We start from the raw sequence: 16,168 nt of genomic DNA on the forward strand, positions 1-16,168 counted from the left end.
TGCACCGAGGCCTTTTTTTATTTCACCGTGGGCAGGCTTATTTGCGTGCGCGCAGGCTTTCAAGTTCGGCGCGAAGATTGCTGCGTTCGCTGCGCGAGTTGTCGAGCGTGGTGCGCAATTCCTTGATCTCGGCCGCCAGGTTGTCGCGTTCGGTCGTGACGCCAACCAGCTCCATCTGGGCGCGCAGACGCGCATCCGACTCGGCCGCGGTGGCCGCCACGTTGCGCTCGAGCTGCTGGCGCAGGTCGGCCAACTGGGCGTCCTTGCCGTCGATCGCCAGTTGGTCCTTGGCCTTGCCGACCAGCGCGTCCGCCGCGATCTGGCGCGCATTGCGCAGCTCGGCCGTCAGGCGCTCGATCTCTTCGTTGCGCTCGTCCGCGATCAGCTGGGCCTGTTCGCGCGCGACCCGCGCATCGCTCAGTTCGGCGTTCAGGCCATCACGTTCGGCTTCGAGTTCGTTACCGGCCGCGAGCAGCGCATCCATATCGCTTTCGGCGCGCGCCAGCGCATCGCGCATGCCGGCGCCCGCATCCTGCGCATACTGCTGGGCCCAGCGGCCCAGTTCGGCCAGCAGCTCGGGCGGCATTTCGGCCTTGGGCGCCGCGACAGGTTTCGCATGGCTGGCGCGCCAGGTGGCCAGGTGCTGGTGGATGGTCTTGGTCGAGCCGGCGCCGATGATGCCGCGCACGGCCTCGATCGTGACCTGCTGCTTGTCGTTCTGGAGCGTGTCGGCCGCCTCGATGACGTCGCCGAGCGTCACGTCCAGGTGTGCCATATCCGTTTTCATACCGCGTCAGGATGTTCGTTGTAGGGCTGTGCATCATACGCTAGACGCCGGTTTAGTTGCTCAAAAGCATCGCACAATGCGGTCGAGTGTCGCGGAATTGCCGCGAGTCCGATTATTCCATTGCCATGCCGGCAAAATTCTCGTCCAGCCAGGCGCCCAGCGTCTCGTTTCCCGGGCCGTCGAGATGCGGCAGCATCGCGGCGTACCAGGCGCGACCCTCGTCCTGGTCCAGGGCCGCGCGGACGATGGGCAGGCTGTTCTGCAGGAAGGTGCCGAAGAGGGGAATGCGGCGCACGAACAGCAAGGTAGGATCAAGGCAACCCAGGCCCGTGTAGAGCGCGCGCATCTGCTCGAGATACGGCATCGCCCGGGCCGCCTGGCCGCACTGGGTCAGGGCCGAGATGAAGCTGGTCACGATCTGCGGGTCCGGCATCTCGCGCGAAGCGGCATTGCGTTCACGCGCCCAGGCGATCCACGCTTCGCCGCGCGCCGTGTCGCCCGTCATGGCGCAGCAGCATCCGGTTTGCAGGGCATTGAATGCGCTCGGCTCTTCGTCGCACAAGGCATTCCAGTAGTGCAGCGATTCGGCCCAGCGCCCCAGGCCCGCGCTGGCCATCGCGCACAGGCGGAACGCATCGATGCGCAAGCCGTCCCGCGTCGCTGCCGTATGGGGCATGGCACCGGCCAGCGCTTCGTCCAGGCGGCCGGCGCCGAGATGGCCGATGGCGTCGGCCAGTTCCGGCGTGTCGGCCGGCGCCTGTCCGGGTTCCATTGCGGTCGGTGCGCTGCATTCCTCGACGATCCGTTCTGCATCCATGCCCGGCAGGCGCAGGTAGGCGATGACCGGGCGCGTGGTCTTCTTTTCCTTGTTTGCGTCGCGCTCGACCTGCACGTTGTCGATCGAGACGAACGGATCTCCTTCAGTGCGGTACAGCGTCACCGTGCTGTAGCGCGCGGCGTCCGCCCCGACGCTGTCGCCGAGGATCGAGAACAGTTCGCCCGGCGCGGTTTCCAGCCGGTGCACGACGACGTGCGGTTCCTCGATCCAGGCGAATCTGCGCGGCAGCTCGAACGGCGTCGCCCAGCGGCCGCTTCGCTCGCAGAACGGTTCTTCGGCCGCGCCGCGCGCCAGCGACCTGGGCAAGGTGGTCATCAGGATGAACTCGACGATCCAGCCGGCGACGAGCGCGCTGCCCTCGATCCGCATCCCCGCGACGCGGCGCACTTCGTTCTCCGCCAGCACCATCCCGAAGCGCCACATGTCCTGCGGAGCCGCGAGCAGCGAAGCGAAGCCGCCCGCGTCGGCGATGGCAAGCCAGGCGGCCCAGTGGGCGTACCAGCCGGCGACGCCGATCGCCAGGCCCAACCTGCCCATCCACATGGGGTTGCGCGCCTTCGCCTGGCGCGCCACCTGGCGCGCGGCCACGCCCATGACGAGCGCGAAGACGCCCATGGCAAACCAGTCGACCAGGACGAGCGGCGAATGGATCGTCAGCCAGGCATACAGCCAGGCCGGGATGACGACCAGCAGCGCGCAGGCTCCCGTCGAGACGATTGCCTGCGCCGGCAGGCGGCCCGACGGCACGTAATAGGGGGAGTTCATGGCGCGTCCTCCAGCTTGGGAGCGGGGCGGACCAGGGCCAGCGTCCGCAGGTCCGGTGCGTCGTTGCCCACGCAGAGCAGCGGCGCATCGTGTTCGAGCGCGGCGTGCGCGGCCAGCGCCAGCGCGGCGACGAAGGGCACGTCGCCGCATGCGCCGCAGGCCGGGCCGAGGCGGACGATGTCGCTGGCGTTGTCGAGGTGCGGCGTGGTGGCGCCGCCGAACTCCATCAGTTCGAGCGCGTGGCGCGTGTCGGCGCCGGCGTCGGCGACGACCATGGCGATGGCGGCCGGCGCGATCGCCGCGCCCTGCAGCAGGCGCTCGGCAAGGGTGTTCAGGCGCTGTGGCGACAGGCGTTTGAGGCTGGCGGATGCCGGATCGCAGGCCTCGGCTTCCAGGCTGAGGTGGACAATGCCGGCGCCGTCCGCGGCCGGCGCCAGCAGCAGCCCGGCCGCGCCTTCGCCGGGGATGCGGCCGCGCGGGCGAAAGGAGGTGAACAGCGTGCCATTGGCCGACCAGCGGTCGACCGTCTCCTGGCCGACGTGGGAGCAGAACGCGAGCAGGATCGTCGCGGTCGACGCCGATTTTCGTTCCGCCTTGTTCTCCGCCTGCTGTGCCAGCCGGGCAATGAGCGGCGCCGGGGCCGCCGGTTCGGCCAGGCCGATGCGCGCCGCGGGCCAGCCGCACCGCAGCAGCACCTGGCTGCACCACATCGACGCCGCCTGGCGGTGCTCGACCTGCCAGTCATCCGGCAGCGCCAAGGCCAGTTGCAGCGTCACAGGCGCGCCTTCGTCCGCGCCCAGCAGCCCTGCGGCGCGGTCGGCGAGCTCGCGCAGGACTGTCGTGCCAAGGACGAGTGCGCGCCACCCTTCGTCGCCGAAACGCGGCGCCGGCGCGGTGCAGCTGTCGAGCCAGTCGGCGATCTCTTCGCGCACCGCCTGGTCGCCGGCCTGTTCGCAGCGTGCGCTCATGACCGGTAAACCGTCGTCGTCGACCAGTTCGCGGTCGAGGTCGGCATCGACCTTGTTGGCGGCAAGCGCGGCGCCCAGTTCGTCGGCGGAGGCGCCGTGCGACGTGCACAGCGCGCCGGCGAGAATGGACAAGGTCGGGCAAGGTCGTTCCTGGACGGCGTCCTGCTGCACCGCCGGCGCGGTGGCGGCCTGCGCGACAGGCTGGCGCGCGAGCAGCCTGCCGCCGATGCGGCTGAGCCAGCCAGGGGACGGCGGCGCTGCGGTGGTCGTGGTCGTGGCGGTGGACATGGGCTCAGACCTGGTCGATGGTGGTTTGCTGGCCGGCGATCAGCGTCGCGCCGCAGGCGGTCTTGTCGCCATGCCGCGCCGCCGCCTTGCCGTCGACGATCAGGGTCGCATCGCCTTCGACGATCGGCCCGGGGCCGTGCTTGGGGCAGCTCGTCCTGTCGCCCATGCGGGCGATGCCGACGCCGTCGATATCGCTGTTGGGTGAGGCTTCCAGCACGACGCCGCCGTGCGAGGTCTTGTCGCCGAGTCTGATCAGTGCTCCTGCCATGGTTGTTTTCCTCCTTTTTCAGGACATCACCGCCAGCAGCTCGAGCCTGAGCTCCTTCATGCCGGCCGGGACGTAGATCGAGATCGACTGCGCCTTGAGCATGCGCTCGTACATCGGTCCTTTCGCCTCGAGGATGAAGTAGCAGGTATCGGGCCGCACCGGGATCGCCGCCGGCGGCTGCGGCGTGTACTGCAGGCGCACGCCGGGCAGGGCCGAGAGCACGAATTTCTCGACGTCGTCGGGGGCGCCGACCTTGAAGCGCAGCGGCGCCACGTCGACCAGTTCCAGCGCCGGGATGTCGGCCGAGACGGCGATGTAGAAGGTGGTGTCGTCGTCGATCTTGCCCGAGTCGAGCATGCCGATGTGGTAGCACGGCCGCACCTCGTTCAGGGCGATGCCGAAATACTTGGCCGAGATGACGGTGTCGAGCAGCTCGCGGACGATCTGGTGCAGCCTGGCGAAGGCGGGGCCGGGATCGTGGTGCTGGTAAGCAGGCAGGTCGGACAGGGTCCAGCTCTTGGAAAAGGTCATCAGGCCGCCGGCCACGTCCAGCAGCGCCTCGAACAGGCGTTCGGGGTGCAGGGCCGGCTGGTTGAAGTGGTGCGACAGCGCCGCATAGGCCGAACTGGCCGTGTGCAGCAGCCAGAACGACGACATGTCGCCGGAGCGGAATTCGATCACGTTGCGGGTCGGCTCGCGGTGATGGCCGTACAGCGCGCCGACCTTGGCCTGCAGCGCGTCGAGCAGGCGGCGCAGCTGCTGGAACAGGACCGGGGCGGCGCCCAGCGACATCGACGGCGGCACCAGCGCCGGATCGAGCTCGAAGCCGCCGGTGGCGATTCTACGCACGCGCAGCAGGGGAAAGTGGACGTAGGCGTCGCGCGGCTCGAATTCGGACACCAGGCGCAGCGCACGCTTCAGGTAGGCCAGTTGCACCGGCGCCGCCTGCGTGTAGAGGTCGGGCGTCTCTTCGTTGGCCTGCATGAAGCGCGTCGTGTTCGCTGCCTGCCCCGGCTGGACGAAGTTGGCGTTGAAGGGCTTCAGTCCCGGCAGCGCCGCGTAGTACGTCACTGCCTGCACCGACTGCTGCAGGCCGCTCAGGTCGACGGTGCCGGGCAGCTCGTCGAGGCCGGGCGCCTCGTACAGCTCGCCGTCCTGGAAGCGCAGCGACAGTCGCTGCACGCGCAGCATGCCGCTGGCGAGCGCTTCGCGGTCGATCTCGAGCTGCTCGACCCCCCATGCATAGGGGTGCGCCGCCCTGACCCCCTTGTACAGGCAATGCTCGTGATAGGCGTCCTGGCGCTGGAAATGCTGCGGGCGCAGCAGCAGGCCTTCGCCCCAGAGGACTTTGCTGGTCATGGCTGTCGTTCCTTCCGCTTGTTCTTTGCGAAAGGAAACGATAACGACGAGATGCTGTTGCGCATGTGAACTTGATCAAAGGTTGGCACTGAACGCCGTGGCAACATGCGATTGGTTTTCAGTACGCAACACGGGCTTGTGCCAAGGAGGGGGGATCGATGAAAGGATTCACGCCGGACCTGTTCGACCGCCTGCTCGGCCAGCCGCTGCGCAATGGCGTGGCGGTCGCGCGTCTGAACGTCGAGGAACTGAAGGATGCGGTGGCGCGCGACCTCGAAGCGCTGCTCAACACGCGCTCGACCATCCAGGACGGCGCACTGGCCGTCTTTCCCGAATGCGGCAGGTCGATGGTCGGCTATGGGCTGTGCGACTTCGCCGACCGTTCGCTGTCCAGTCCAACCGACCGCGCCCATATCTGTACCTGCATCGAAAACACCATCGCGCGCCACGAGCCGCGGCTGCAGAAGGTGAAGGCGCTGCTCGAGATGCAGGACGATGGCGGCGCGCCGTCGGTCAACCGCCTGAGTTTCTCGATCACGGCGGTGCTGGTGGGGAGCATGTCGGAGGAGCCGGTCAACTTCGACGCCGTGCTGCAGCCGTCCACGCTCCAGTACAGCATCCGCAAGGCCGGCCGCGCGGGAGCGGGCAGTGCCGCCGGCGTGGCGGCGGCATCATCGGCAACGGCGGGAGCCTGAGTTGGACCGCCTGCTGCCCTATTACGAAAGCGAACTGGCCTACCTGCGGCGCAACCTGCGCGAATTCGCCGAGCGCTATCCACGCATCGCCGGCCGCCTGTCGATGAGCGGCGAAGTATGCGAAGACCCGCACACCGAACGCATGATCGAGTCGTTCGCCTTCCTCAACGCGCGCATCGCCAAGCGCCTGGACGACGACTATCCCGAGTTCACCGAGGCGCTGTTCGACGTGCTGTATCCGCATTACCTGCGGCCCTTTCCATCGTGCTCGATCGCGCGCCTGGACGTCGCCGCCGCGGCCAAACAACAGACCACGGTGAGCACCATCCCGCGCGGCACCAGGCTGACCACGCGCCCGGTGCGCGGCGTGACCTGCATCTTCCGCACCGTGTACCCGGTCGCGATGGCGCCGCTGGTCCTTAGCCGCGCGGTGTTTTCGCCGATCATTCACGCGCCGGATGCGGTGCTCCTGCCGCCCGGCGCCGGCGCGAGCGTCAGCCTGTCCTTGAGCGTCACTTGCGAAGGTGGCGGCGTCGAGGCGATCGACCTGCCGGCGCTGCGCCTGTTCCTCGATGGCGAACCCTCGTTCTGCGCGGCCCTGCGCGACGCGCTGCTGGCGCGCACGGTCGCCGCCTATGCGCAGCCCGAGGGCGGCCACTGGATCGCCCTGCCGGCGCTGCCCGTGCGCGCCGCCGGCTTCGTCGAGGACGACGCGCTGATCGATTTCCCGGCCCGTTCCCACACCGCCTACCGGCTGCTGACCGAATACTTCTGCTTTCCCGAGAAGTTCAACTTCGTCGACCTCGACCTGGCGCTGCTGGCGCGCAGCCTGCCCGCGGGCACGCGCCGCCTCACCGTGCACCTGGCCCTGAACGGGATCCGCAGCGACTCGAACCTGGCGCGCATGCTGTCCAACCTTTCGACCAACAACCTGGTGGCGGGCTGCACGCCGGTGATCAACCTGTTCGCCCAGCGCGGCGAACCGATCCGCCTGACCCATGCCACGGCCAGCTATCCGGTACTGGCCGATGCGCGCCGCGCCTATGCCTACGAGGTCAACGCGATCGACGAGGTCAACCTGGTGCGCCAGACGCCGCAGGGCGAGACGGTGGTGCGGTTCCAGCCCTTTTATTCGCTCAAGCATGCGCAGACGCCCGAGCGGAACGGGCATTACTGGGCCATGCACCGCGACGACACGATGGCCGAGCGCAGCCCGGGCTTCGAGACCCGGATATCGATCGTCGACATCGACTTCGACCCGGCCGACGTCGAGACCACGACCCTGAACCTGGAGCTGACCTGCACCAACCGCGACTTGCCGCAACTGCTCAGCTACGGCCAACCGGGCGGCGACCTGTTCCTCGAAGGGGGATCGGGCGTGCGCGAGATTTCCTTCCTGCGCAAACCCAGCCCCACCTGGCGCTTCGCGCGCGGACGCAGCGCGCACTGGCGCCTGATCTCGCTGCTTTCACTCAACCACCTGTCGCTGGCCGACGGCGGCGTCGAGGCCTTCCGCGAGATGCTGGCGCTGCACGACTTGCCGCGTTCGGCGGCGTCGACGCGCCAGGTCGGCGGCATCGGTGCGATCGCCTATGTGCCCACCAGCGCCTGGCTGTCCGGGAACCCCTTCAACTGCCTGGTGCGCGGGGTCGAGGTGCGCATCGCGATCGACGAGGAGGCGTTCGTGGGAAGCGGCATCCATGCCTTCGCCCACATCGTCGAGCGCTTCCTGGCGCTGTACGTGCACGCCAACAGCTTCACCCAGCTGGTGATCGTGTCCCACCGATCCGGAGAGGAGTTGCTGCGATGCGGGCCGAGAAGCGGCGAACTGAGTCTCCTGTAATCGAACGCCTGCTGCGCGAGCCGTGGCGCTTCGAGTTCTTCCAGGCGGTGCGCGTGCTCGAGCTGTGGCTCAAGCGCCGCGGCCTGGATCCGCATGGCCTGGTGGCCGACATGCTGCGGTTCCGGAACACCCTCTCCCTGGGTTTCCCGGCCAGCCAGCTCGAAGCCATCGAGCCCGAGCTGCGCGACCTCGAGGTCGGCATGCCCTTCGAGCTGCCGGTCGACGCCGCCGCGTTGGGCGAGGCGGTGCGCGAAGGGACCTTGCGCCGCGTGCACCTGACCCCCGCCTTCATGGGCCTGCTGGGCGCGCATGGCGTGCTGCCGGCCCACTATACCGAGCGCATCGCCGAGCACGGGGCGCGCCACAAGAACGAGGAAGAGGACGATGGCCCGCGCGCCTTCCTGGACGCATTCTCGAACCGCTCGCTGGCGCTGTTCTACGAAGCCTGGCGCAAGTACCGCTTGCCGTTCAAGTACCAGCTGGATGGCCAGGATGCCTTCCTGCCCCTGCTGCTGTCACTGGCCGGCCTCGGCGACGCCGCGCTGCGCCGGCGCCTGGCCGGCGCAGCCGACGGCGCCGTGCTGGACGAGTCGATCGGGTATTTCGCGGCCGCGATCCGGCACCAGGCGGTGTCCGCCGTGCAGCTGGCGCGGGTGCTGTCGGAATATTTCGGCGAACAGGTCGAGGCCGAGCAGTTCGTCGGCTCCTGGTACGACGTGCCGCCGGCGCAGCAGACCACGCTGGGCCAGGACAGCGCCGTTCTCGGCACGCGCGCGATCGCCGGCGCGCGCGTCTGGCAGCGCAGCCTGCGCCTGCGCCTGGTCGTGGGGCCGCTGGCGCATGCCGGCTTCCAGGGCTTCCTGCCGGGCGGCCTGGCGGCGCGGGCCCTCGGCAGCGTGCTGGCGCTGTTCACCGGCGTCGCGTTCGAATACGAGGTCGAGGTGGTGCTGCGCGCCGCCGACGTCCACAACACCACGCTGGACGAGCTGCATCCCGGCCGCCTCGGCTGGGACGCCTTCCTGGTGCTGGACGCCCCGCCGGGCGACCGCCACGACGTGCGCTATGCGCTGAACGCGGCCTGATTCGCTTGCGCGTCTGTCGAACGCACCACCGGCGCCCGATGGCGTATCCTGATGATGTCAGGCTTTGCGCCTCAATGAACGGGAATGGTGATGAGCGAACGTATCATCTCGGCGATCAAGCTGGGCGGCCAGCAACTGGCCGCCGTGGTCACGCTGCCGGGGCCGGAGCGCTATGAGTATTTCATCAAGCGCGTCGCCGACGCGCGCGAAGTGTGGGGGCTGTACCAGGACGGCTGGGCCCTGGCCAAGACGGACGACGGCACCCTGGTGTTTCCGATGTGGCCGGCGAGCGACTATGCCAGCCTGTGCGCCGAATACGAATGGGACGGTTATGACGCCCAGGCGTTCTCGCTCGAGGAACTGATCGACGAACTGCTGCCGCAGCTGGAAGAAGACCGGGTCTTGCCGGGCGTGTTCTATACCCCGGGCGACAAGGGCATCACGCCCAGCGTGGTCCAGCTGATCGGCGACCTCGAAGATGAGCTGAGGAGGACGTAGGCTTCACACCCGCCCCAGCAACTTCTCCACCACCTCCAGCTGCACCGGCTTGGTGAGATGGTGATCGAAGCCGGCCTCGCTCGAGCGCCGGCGGTCGCTCTCGGCGCCCCAGCCGGTCAGGGCCACCAGCACGATCCCGCCAAGTTCCTCCGTGGCGCGCATCGCGCGCGCCGTGTCGTAGCCGCTCATGCCGGGCATGCCGATGTCGAGGAAGGCGACCCGCGGGCGAAAATCCCGCGCCGCCTCCAGCGCCCCGTGGCCATCGTGCGCCACCCGGGTGACGTGGCCCAACGCTTCCAGGATCATCGACAGCGTCAGCGCGGCATCGACGTTGTCGTCCACCACCAGCACGTTCAATCCGGCGCCGCCGTCGCGGACCGGCGCCTCCTCGCCCTGCGGATGCGCAGCCCCGCCGTCGGCCGCCTCGGCCAGCGGCAGGCGCACCGTGAACACGCTGCCGGCGTTCGCGCCGCCGCTCTCGGCCACCACGCTGCCGCCATGCATTTCCACCAGGCGCCGCACCAGCGACAGGCCGATGCCGAGCCCGCCCTGCGAGCGGTCGACGGTGCGGCCGACCTGGCTGAACATGTCGAACACGCCGGCCAGCGCTTCGCCCGCGATCCCGACGCCGGTGTCGCTGACGGCGACCACCGCCTCGGGCCCATCGCGCCGCACCGACAGCCGGATGTGGCCGCGCGCCGGCGTGTACTTGGCGGCATTGTTGAGCAGGTTGGCCACCACCTGGGCGATCCGGGTGGCGTCGGCGTCCACCGGCAGCGGCAGGTCGGGCACGTCCAGATCGAGCGCGTGCTGGCCGGCTTCGATCAGCGGCAGGCTGGTCTCGACCGCGTTGGCCAGGATCGCGCGCAGGTCGGCGCGCTGGCGCTTGAGTTCGAGCTTGCCGCCGCTGATGCGGGCCACGTCGAGCAGGTCGTCGATCAGGTGCACCATGTGGCCGATCTGGCGCTCCATCATCTCCCTGACCTTGCCGACCGCCGCCGGATCGTCGCCGCCCAGACGCATCACCGACAGGCCGTTGCGGATCGGCGCCAGGGGATTGCGCAGCTCGTGCGCCAGCGTGGCCAGGAATTCGGTCTTGCGGCGGTCGGCCTCGGCCAGGTCGGCGGCCAGGCGGCGCAGCTCTTCCTCCGAGCGCTTGCGCGCCGTGATGTCGGAAAACAGCAGCGCCACCTTGCGGCTGTCCGATCCGCCGATGCGGTTGGCGTACACGTCGAACCAGCGGCCCATGGCCGGGGCCTCGTTCTCGAAGCGCGCCGGGATGCCGGTCAGCGCCACCTTTCCATAGGTTTCGAACCAGAAGTCGTCCAGGGCGGGCAGCATCTCGCGCGCGGTGCGGCCGACGGCGTCCACCAGGCCGGTGTGGCGCTCGAACATCGGATTCATCTCCAAAAAGCGGTAGTCGACGGCCTTGCCGGCGTCATCGAAGATCATCTCGAAGATGCAGAAGCCCTGGTCGACCGACTCGAACAGGGTGCGGTAGCGCTCCTCGCTGGCGCGCAGCCGATCCTGGACCTGCTTGCTCTCGGTGGTGTCGAGCACGATGGCGACCAGGCCCTCGAATTCGCCGTCTGGTCCGCGCAGGGCATTGACGCTGCTGGTGGCCGAGACCAGCGAACCGTTCTTGTGCAGATAGTACTTGTCGAGCGCCACGCCGGCGGCGCCGGCCTTCAGGCGCGCGAGCGCATCCTGGGTCTGGACGCGTGACTGCGGCGCGGTGACCTCGGTCACGCTCATGCCGATCAGCTCGGCCTCGCTGCGGCCCACCATCGCGCAATACTTCTGGTTCGCCAGCACGATGCGGCCGGCGGTGTCGATCTGGACCACCCCGGTGGCGGCCTGGCTGACGATCTTCTCGAAGCGCTCGCGGCTGGCGTGCAGCGCGCGTTCGGTCTCCTTGCGCTGCGATTCGTCCCGCACCTGTCCGCTGATATCGCGTAGAACGGCCAGCAGGTGCGGCGCCTGGCCGTCGCTTGCCTCGGTGCGGGTAACCACCACGTCCCACCACCTGGGCGTGCCGCGCACGGTCGGGCAGGCGGCGTTGAAACGCCCGGTGCCGCCAGCGCGCGCCGCGTCCAGGGCGGCTTGCACCGCCGGGCGGGCCGGCTGCGGCCAGTAGGCCGTCCACGCCCTGCCGCGCATCGTCCCGATGTCGTCGATCTCCATCGCGCGCAGGCCGTTGCGGTTGATCGCCAACACCGTGCCGTCCATGCCGAGCAGTTTCACGCAATCGGGAATCGCTTCGAACAGCGTCCATCCAGGGGTGATCGTGTCCTGCTGCGTCGTGGTGGCGCGGTGTTCCTGCATCTGTCTGTTCCAGGTAAAACGTTATCTATACCACAGCGGCGCAGTCAGTGGTATCCGCATCCGATGGCGGCGGGAGAATCTTGAAAATGCCGCGGAGAAAAGCAAGGGGGCCGACGCGCTGTCATCAAACTGTGATCAAACCGTCACAAAGTGGTCATGTTGCCTTACTACTATTCAGTGGCTTTCCTTTCCCACACTAGAAAACAGGATCCACTTCCGTGAACAAGCCGACCGATTTCGCCCGCATTCCTGCCGAACATGATGATGTCGATTCGAACAACTCGTCGAATGAACACTTCAGCGACGTTCTCCAGAAACGCCTGAGCCGCCGCAGCATGCTGCGCGGCGGCGCCGCAACGGCTGCGACCGCCCTGCTCGGCAGCTTCGGCCTGACCGCCTGCGGAGGTTCCGACGACGATCCTGTCACCCCGCCGACCAATCCGCCGACCAACACCACCCCGCCGCCGGCGCCGGTCGAAAAGCTGCTCGGCTTCACCGCCGTGGGCAAGAGCCTGGCCGATAAGGTGGTCGTCCCGGCCGGCTATACCGCCACCGTCCTGTACGCGCTGGGCGATCCGCTCACGAGCAGCACCCCGGCCTACAAGAACGACGGCACCGACACCGACTTCGAGAACCGCGCGGGCGACCACCATGACGGCATGGAATTCTTCTCGCTGTCGGACAGCGGCGGCGTCTCGACCAGCGGCGTCAGCCGCGGCCTGCTGGCGATGAACCACGAAGCCACCACCAACGAAGGCCTGGCCTCGTTCTTCGTGCACGCCAACGGGGGCACCAACACGCTGCCAAGGCCAAGCGCCGAAGTCGACAAGGAAATGGCGCTGCACGGCCTGTCGATCATCGAAGTGCGCAGCAACGGCGGCAAGTGGGAATACCTGCCGGGCTCGAGCTTCAACCGCCGCGTGCACCAGCAAACCGAAGTCCAGCTGTCGGGTCCGGTGCGCGGCAATGCCCTGGTCAAGACCAAGTACTCGCCGGACGGCACGAAATTCCGCGGCACGATCAACAACTGCGGCACCGGCCGCACCCCATGGAACACCTATCTGTCGGGCGAGGAAAACTGGGCCGGCTACTTCACCCGTTCCGCCACCGACAATGCCGCACGCGGCGACAAGAGCGTCGCTTCGCTCAACCGCTATGGCCTGGCGCAGGGCGCGGCCTCGCGCCACGGCTGGGAAACCGGCGGCGCGGACGACAAGTACCAGCGCTGGAACATCAGCAAGAAGGGCACGTCGCTTGACGGCAGCGACGATTATCGTAACGAGCTCAATGGCGAAGGCTATATCGTCGAGATGGACGCCTACGACAAGACCCGCGCGATCAAGAAGCGCACCGCGCTGGGCCGCTTCGCCCACGAAAGCGCCGCCTTCGGCCGTTTGACCGCCGGCCAGCCGCTGGCCGTCTACATGGGCGACGATTCGCGTGGCGAATACATGTACAAATTCGTCTCGACGGCGCCGTGGAACCCGGCCGACGCGGTCGCGGCGGATCGCATCGCCACCGGCGACAAGTACCTCGACAGCGGCAAGCTGTATGTGGCCAAGTTCAGCGCCGACGGCAAGGGCCAGTGGATCGAACTGAGCATCGCCAACAGCGCCATCGCCAACTTCGCGAACTACAAGTTCGCCGACCAGGCCGACGTGCTGGTCAACGCCCGTCTGGCCGCCGACGCCGTCGGCGCGACCAGGATGGACCGTCCGGAATGGTGCGCGGTGAATCCGGCCACCGGCGAGATCTATTACACGCTGACCAACAACAGCAACCGCCGCGTCGAGCCGAGCAGCTCGAGCCAGATGGCGCCGGACGCGGCCAACCCGCGTTCGTACACCGACATGAAGGGTTCGACCGCTCAGCTGGGCAACTCGAACGGCCACATCATCCGCGTGCGTGAAGACGCCGCCGGTTCGGCCGCCACCAGCTTTGCATGGGACGTCTACCTGTTCGGCGCCGAAGCCGCCGCCGACGCCGCCCGCATCAACCTGTCTGGCCTCTCCAACGACCAGGACTTCTCGAGCCCGGACGGCCTGGCCTTCAGCACCTCGACCGGCATCTGCTGGATCCAGACCGATGACGGCGCCTACACCGACGTCACCAACTGCATGATGGTGGCCGGCCTGCCGGGCAAGGTGGGCGACGGCAAGAAGGTCACCCTGAGCTATCCGAAGACCGACGGCTCGACCCTGAGCGTCGACACCTTCGTGGGCAAGGCCGCCAGCGCCGACACGCTCAAGCGCTTCCTGGTCGGCCCGGTCGGCTGCGAGCTGACCGGCATCACCGAGACCCCGGACGGCAAGGCGCTGTTCGTCAACATCCAGCACCCGGGCGAGAACACCGCCGCCGCGAACATCGGCGACGCCAGCAAGTACACCAGCCAGTGGCCGGCGAACGCGGGCTACGGCGCCGGCAAGCGTCCGCGCTCGGCGACCCTGGTCATCACCAAGAATGACGGCGGCCGCATCGGTTCGTAATCGTTCGCTGACTTCCTACCAGCCGTAAGGCCGAACGGGCCGGTTGCGCAGACAACCGGCCCTTTTTTATTGCGCGCACGATGGGCCAGCCCGGCCCGTGTCAGCACCAGGCGGATCGTCCGACCGGGAGCCCGCCATGCCTGCCCTGCCGTTATCGACCTACCTGCGCCTCGCGCGCGCCAGCGCCGCCTACGACGTCAACCAGATACTGCCCCTCGCCACGCCCTGGACCTACGCCCTGGACCTTCGCCCTGTTGCTCGACCGGCTGCCGCCGTTCGCGCCGCTGCACCTGTTGCTGGTTCCCGGGCTGCTGTGGGGCGTGGCGCAGTGGTTTCCGGTCGCTCAGGCGAGCGGCAGCAGCACGCCGCGCGCGGCCTTCACCAGCGCCGTTCCCATGCGCTCCAGCCGCGGCGGCTGAATGCGCCAGGCGTGCCAGTACAGCGGCACGTCGTGGTACAAGGCCGGGGCCAGGTCGACCAGTTCGCCATTCTCGAGAAACGCTCCGCACTGCTCTTCCGGCAGCATGCCGTAGCCCATGCCGTAGCGCACCGCGTGCACGAAGGGATCGCTGGCCGGCACGTAGTGAAACGGATAGGCGCCGTCCGGCAGCCCGAAATGGGTAAGCAGGAAAGCCGATTGCATCGCATCCTTGCGGTCGAACACCACCAGCGGCGCGCGCTGGGCCGCCCTGCGCGTCATCCCGGCCGGGAACCAGCGCCGCGCGAAGGTCGGAGAAGCCACCATCCGGTAGCGCATCACGCCAAGCGGGCTGGCGCTGCAGCCGCGCATCGGCTCGGTCTCTCCCGAGATGCAGGCCACCGCATGGCCGCCTTCCAGCAGCGCGAAGGTATGGCCCTGGTTGTCGAGGACGAATTCGACCAGCAGCCCTTCCGCATCGAGGATGGGCGCCAGCACCGGCAGCAGCCAGGTCGCCAGCGTGTCGTTGTTGACGGCCAGCGCGACCCGCGCCGGGCCGGGGTCGTCCTTCATCCCGGCCAAAAATTCCGATTCGAGCAGCGTCGAGCGGCGCAGGTACTGCAGCAGCCGCGCGCCGGGCGCGGTCGGGCGGCAGGGACGGCTGCGCACCAGCAGCGGCGTGCCCAGCTCCTGCTCGAGGGCCGCGATGCGTTGCGAGATCGCCGACGGCGTCACCTTGAGCTGGGCCGCGGCGCCCTCCAGGCTGCCGCAATCGATGGCGGCCAGGAAGGCGGCGCTGCGGCGGGGATCGATCGTCATTAGTTTTTCTTAAGTAGCTTGAATAATCATTAATATAATTGAATCCTGCCCGCCGGGCTGGGATAGTGGCGCCTTTACCAAAGGAGGCGGCCATGTTCTCGCATCAGGTTTATCTACAGGGGCTGGGCCTGGGCGCCGGCCTCATCATGGGCATCGGCGCCCAGAACGCCCATGTGCTGCGCACGGCGGTGCGCGGCCGCCACGTGCTGCCGACGGTCGTCACCTGCATCGTCGTCGACGTGATCCTGATCGCCGCCGGCACCGCCGGCCTGGGCGCCCTGATCGAGGCCTCGCCGCTCCTGACGTCGGTGGCGCGCTATGGCGGCGCCGTCTTCCTGCTCTGGTATGGCCTGCGCTGCTGGCGCAGCAGCCTGCGCGGCGGCGCCTCGCTGGCGGCCGACCCGGCGGCGCAGGCCCAGACCCTCGGCGCGGCGCTGGCGACCGTGCTGGCGCTGTCGCTGCTCAACCCGCACGTCTATCTCGACACCGTGGTGCTGCTGGGCGCCGTCGGCAGCAGCCTGGCGGCCGAGCAGCGTGGATCGTTCGCGCTGGGCGCCATGACGGCGTCGATCCTGTGGTTCGCGGCGATCGGCGTCGGTGCGCAGCGCTTCGCCCCGGTGCTGGCGCGGCCGGCAGTGTGGCGCGTGTTCGAAGCGCTCACCGGCGCCATGATGCTGGTGCTGGCGGCGTTGCTGCTGATAGACAGCTAAGCAAAAAAATGGGTCGGTG

At 68.4% G+C, this 16,168-nt stretch carries 13 protein-coding genes; 6 read left to right on the forward strand and 7 right to left on the reverse strand.

Annotated elements, in window-relative coordinates; all coding sequences use genetic code 11:
• Positions 1-37: 37 nt before the first annotated feature.
• The 5 genes from DIR46_RS13770 to tssK all read right to left on the reverse strand — a co-directional run bounded on the left by DIR46_RS13770 (position 38) and on the right by tssK (position 5,273).
• A complete protein-coding gene (locus DIR46_RS13770) occupies positions 38-775 on the reverse strand; it encodes a DNA-binding protein (RefSeq protein WP_229446254.1) in 738 nt (245 codons plus the stop codon).
• 124 nt (positions 776-899) lie between these two features.
• On the reverse strand, positions 900-2,390 hold the full coding sequence (locus tag DIR46_RS13775) for a hypothetical protein (protein WP_109345733.1): 1,491 nt from the start codon (positions 2,388-2,390) through the stop codon (positions 900-902).
• Positions 2,387-3,646 carry a hypothetical protein gene (locus DIR46_RS13780; RefSeq protein WP_109345734.1) on the reverse strand — a complete coding sequence of 420 codons (1,260 nt, stop codon included), beginning with the start codon at positions 3,644-3,646 and terminating at the stop codon, positions 2,387-2,389. Before DIR46_RS13780 ends, DIR46_RS13775 begins: the two co-directional genes overlap by 4 nt.
• Before the next feature lie 4 nt (positions 3,647-3,650).
• Positions 3,651-3,914, reverse strand: coding sequence for a PAAR domain-containing protein (locus DIR46_RS13785; protein ID WP_109345735.1), 264 nt, complete (start codon positions 3,912-3,914; stop codon positions 3,651-3,653).
• Positions 3,915-3,932: 18 nt separating this feature from the next.
• Positions 3,933-5,273: a type VI secretion system baseplate subunit TssK gene (gene tssK, locus DIR46_RS13790; protein ID WP_109345736.1), complete on the reverse strand. Its 1,341-nt coding sequence runs from the start codon at positions 5,271-5,273 to the stop codon at positions 3,933-3,935.
• Positions 5,274-5,431: 158 nt separating this feature from the next.
• Here tssK and tssE point away from each other — a divergent pair, with 158 nt between their 5' ends.
• From tssE to DIR46_RS13810, 4 genes are all read left to right on the forward strand, one after another.
• On the forward strand, positions 5,432-5,968 hold the full coding sequence (tssE, locus tag DIR46_RS13795; RefSeq protein ID WP_109345737.1) for a type VI secretion system baseplate subunit TssE: 537 nt from the start codon (positions 5,432-5,434) through the stop codon (positions 5,966-5,968).
• Position 5,969: 1 nt separating this feature from the next.
• Positions 5,970-7,811, forward strand: coding sequence for a type VI secretion system baseplate subunit TssF (gene tssF / locus DIR46_RS13800; RefSeq protein ID WP_109345738.1), 1,842 nt, complete (start codon positions 5,970-5,972; stop codon positions 7,809-7,811).
• Positions 7,775-8,893, forward strand: a complete 1,119-nt coding sequence (gene tssG, locus DIR46_RS13805; RefSeq protein ID WP_109345739.1) for a type VI secretion system baseplate subunit TssG — start codon at positions 7,775-7,777, stop codon at positions 8,891-8,893. Before tssF ends, tssG begins: the two co-directional genes overlap by 37 nt.
• Before the next feature lie 90 nt (positions 8,894-8,983).
• Positions 8,984-9,391 carry a DUF2750 domain-containing protein gene (locus DIR46_RS13810; RefSeq protein WP_005664212.1) on the forward strand — a complete coding sequence of 136 codons (408 nt, stop codon included), beginning with the start codon at positions 8,984-8,986 and terminating at the stop codon, positions 9,389-9,391.
• A gap of 3 nt (positions 9,392-9,394) precedes the next feature.
• Here DIR46_RS13810 and DIR46_RS13815 read toward each other — a convergent pair whose 3' ends face one another.
• Positions 9,395-11,716, reverse strand: coding sequence for a hybrid sensor histidine kinase/response regulator (locus DIR46_RS13815; protein WP_109345741.1), 2,322 nt, complete (start codon positions 11,714-11,716; stop codon positions 9,395-9,397).
• Between the two features lie 218 nt (positions 11,717-11,934).
• Between DIR46_RS13815 and DIR46_RS13820 the strand changes: the two genes are divergently transcribed.
• A complete protein-coding gene (locus DIR46_RS13820) occupies positions 11,935-14,202 on the forward strand; it encodes a PhoX family protein (RefSeq protein WP_109345742.1) in 2,268 nt (755 codons plus the stop codon).
• A gap of 343 nt (positions 14,203-14,545) precedes the next feature.
• On the opposite strand, the gene DIR46_RS13825 is transcribed toward DIR46_RS13820, so the two are convergent.
• Positions 14,546-15,439: a LysR family transcriptional regulator ArgP gene (locus tag DIR46_RS13825; protein WP_109345743.1), complete on the reverse strand. Its 894-nt coding sequence runs from the start codon at positions 15,437-15,439 to the stop codon at positions 14,546-14,548.
• 92 nt (positions 15,440-15,531) lie between these two features.
• On the opposite strand from DIR46_RS13825, the gene DIR46_RS13830 reads away from it, so the two are divergent.
• Complete coding sequence (locus DIR46_RS13830; protein ID WP_109345744.1) at positions 15,532-16,149, forward strand: LysE/ArgO family amino acid transporter; 618 nt, start codon at positions 15,532-15,534, stop codon at positions 16,147-16,149.
• Positions 16,150-16,168: the final 19 nt, after the last annotated feature.

Source organism: Massilia oculi (assembly GCF_003143515.1).
In the GTDB taxonomy this organism is placed as follows: Bacteria; Pseudomonadota; Gammaproteobacteria; order Burkholderiales; family Burkholderiaceae_D; genus Telluria; species Telluria oculi.

Excerpts from the sequence above, each read along its gene's own strand:
- tssK (WP_109345736.1), bottom strand. The coding sequence starts at position 5,273 with ATGACCAGCAAAGTCCTCTGGGGCGAAGGCCTGCTGCTGCGCCCGCAG.
- DIR46_RS13815 (WP_109345741.1), bottom strand. The coding sequence starts at position 11,716 with ATGCAGGAACACCGCGCCACCACGACGCAGCAGGACACGATCACCCCT.
- DIR46_RS13785 (WP_109345735.1), bottom strand. The coding sequence starts at position 3,914 with ATGGCAGGAGCACTGATCAGACTCGGCGACAAGACCTCGCACGGCGGC.
- tssE (WP_109345737.1), top strand. The coding sequence starts at position 5,432 with ATGAAAGGATTCACGCCGGACCTGTTCGACCGCCTGCTCGGCCAGCCG.
- DIR46_RS13830 (WP_109345744.1), top strand. The coding sequence starts at position 15,532 with ATGTTCTCGCATCAGGTTTATCTACAGGGGCTGGGCCTGGGCGCCGGC.
- DIR46_RS13770 (WP_229446254.1), bottom strand. The coding sequence starts at position 775 with ATGGCACACCTGGACGTGACGCTCGGCGACGTCATCGAGGCGGCCGAC.
- DIR46_RS13810 (WP_005664212.1), top strand. The coding sequence starts at position 8,984 with ATGAGCGAACGTATCATCTCGGCGATCAAGCTGGGCGGCCAGCAACTG.
- DIR46_RS13825 (WP_109345743.1), bottom strand. The coding sequence starts at position 15,439 with ATGACGATCGATCCCCGCCGCAGCGCCGCCTTCCTGGCCGCCATCGAT.
- DIR46_RS13780 (WP_109345734.1), bottom strand. The coding sequence starts at position 3,646 with ATGTCCACCGCCACGACCACGACCACCGCAGCGCCGCCGTCCCCTGGC.
- tssG (WP_109345739.1), top strand. The coding sequence starts at position 7,775 with ATGCGGGCCGAGAAGCGGCGAACTGAGTCTCCTGTAATCGAACGCCTG.
- DIR46_RS13775 (WP_109345733.1), bottom strand. The coding sequence starts at position 2,390 with ATGAACTCCCCCTATTACGTGCCGTCGGGCCGCCTGCCGGCGCAGGCA.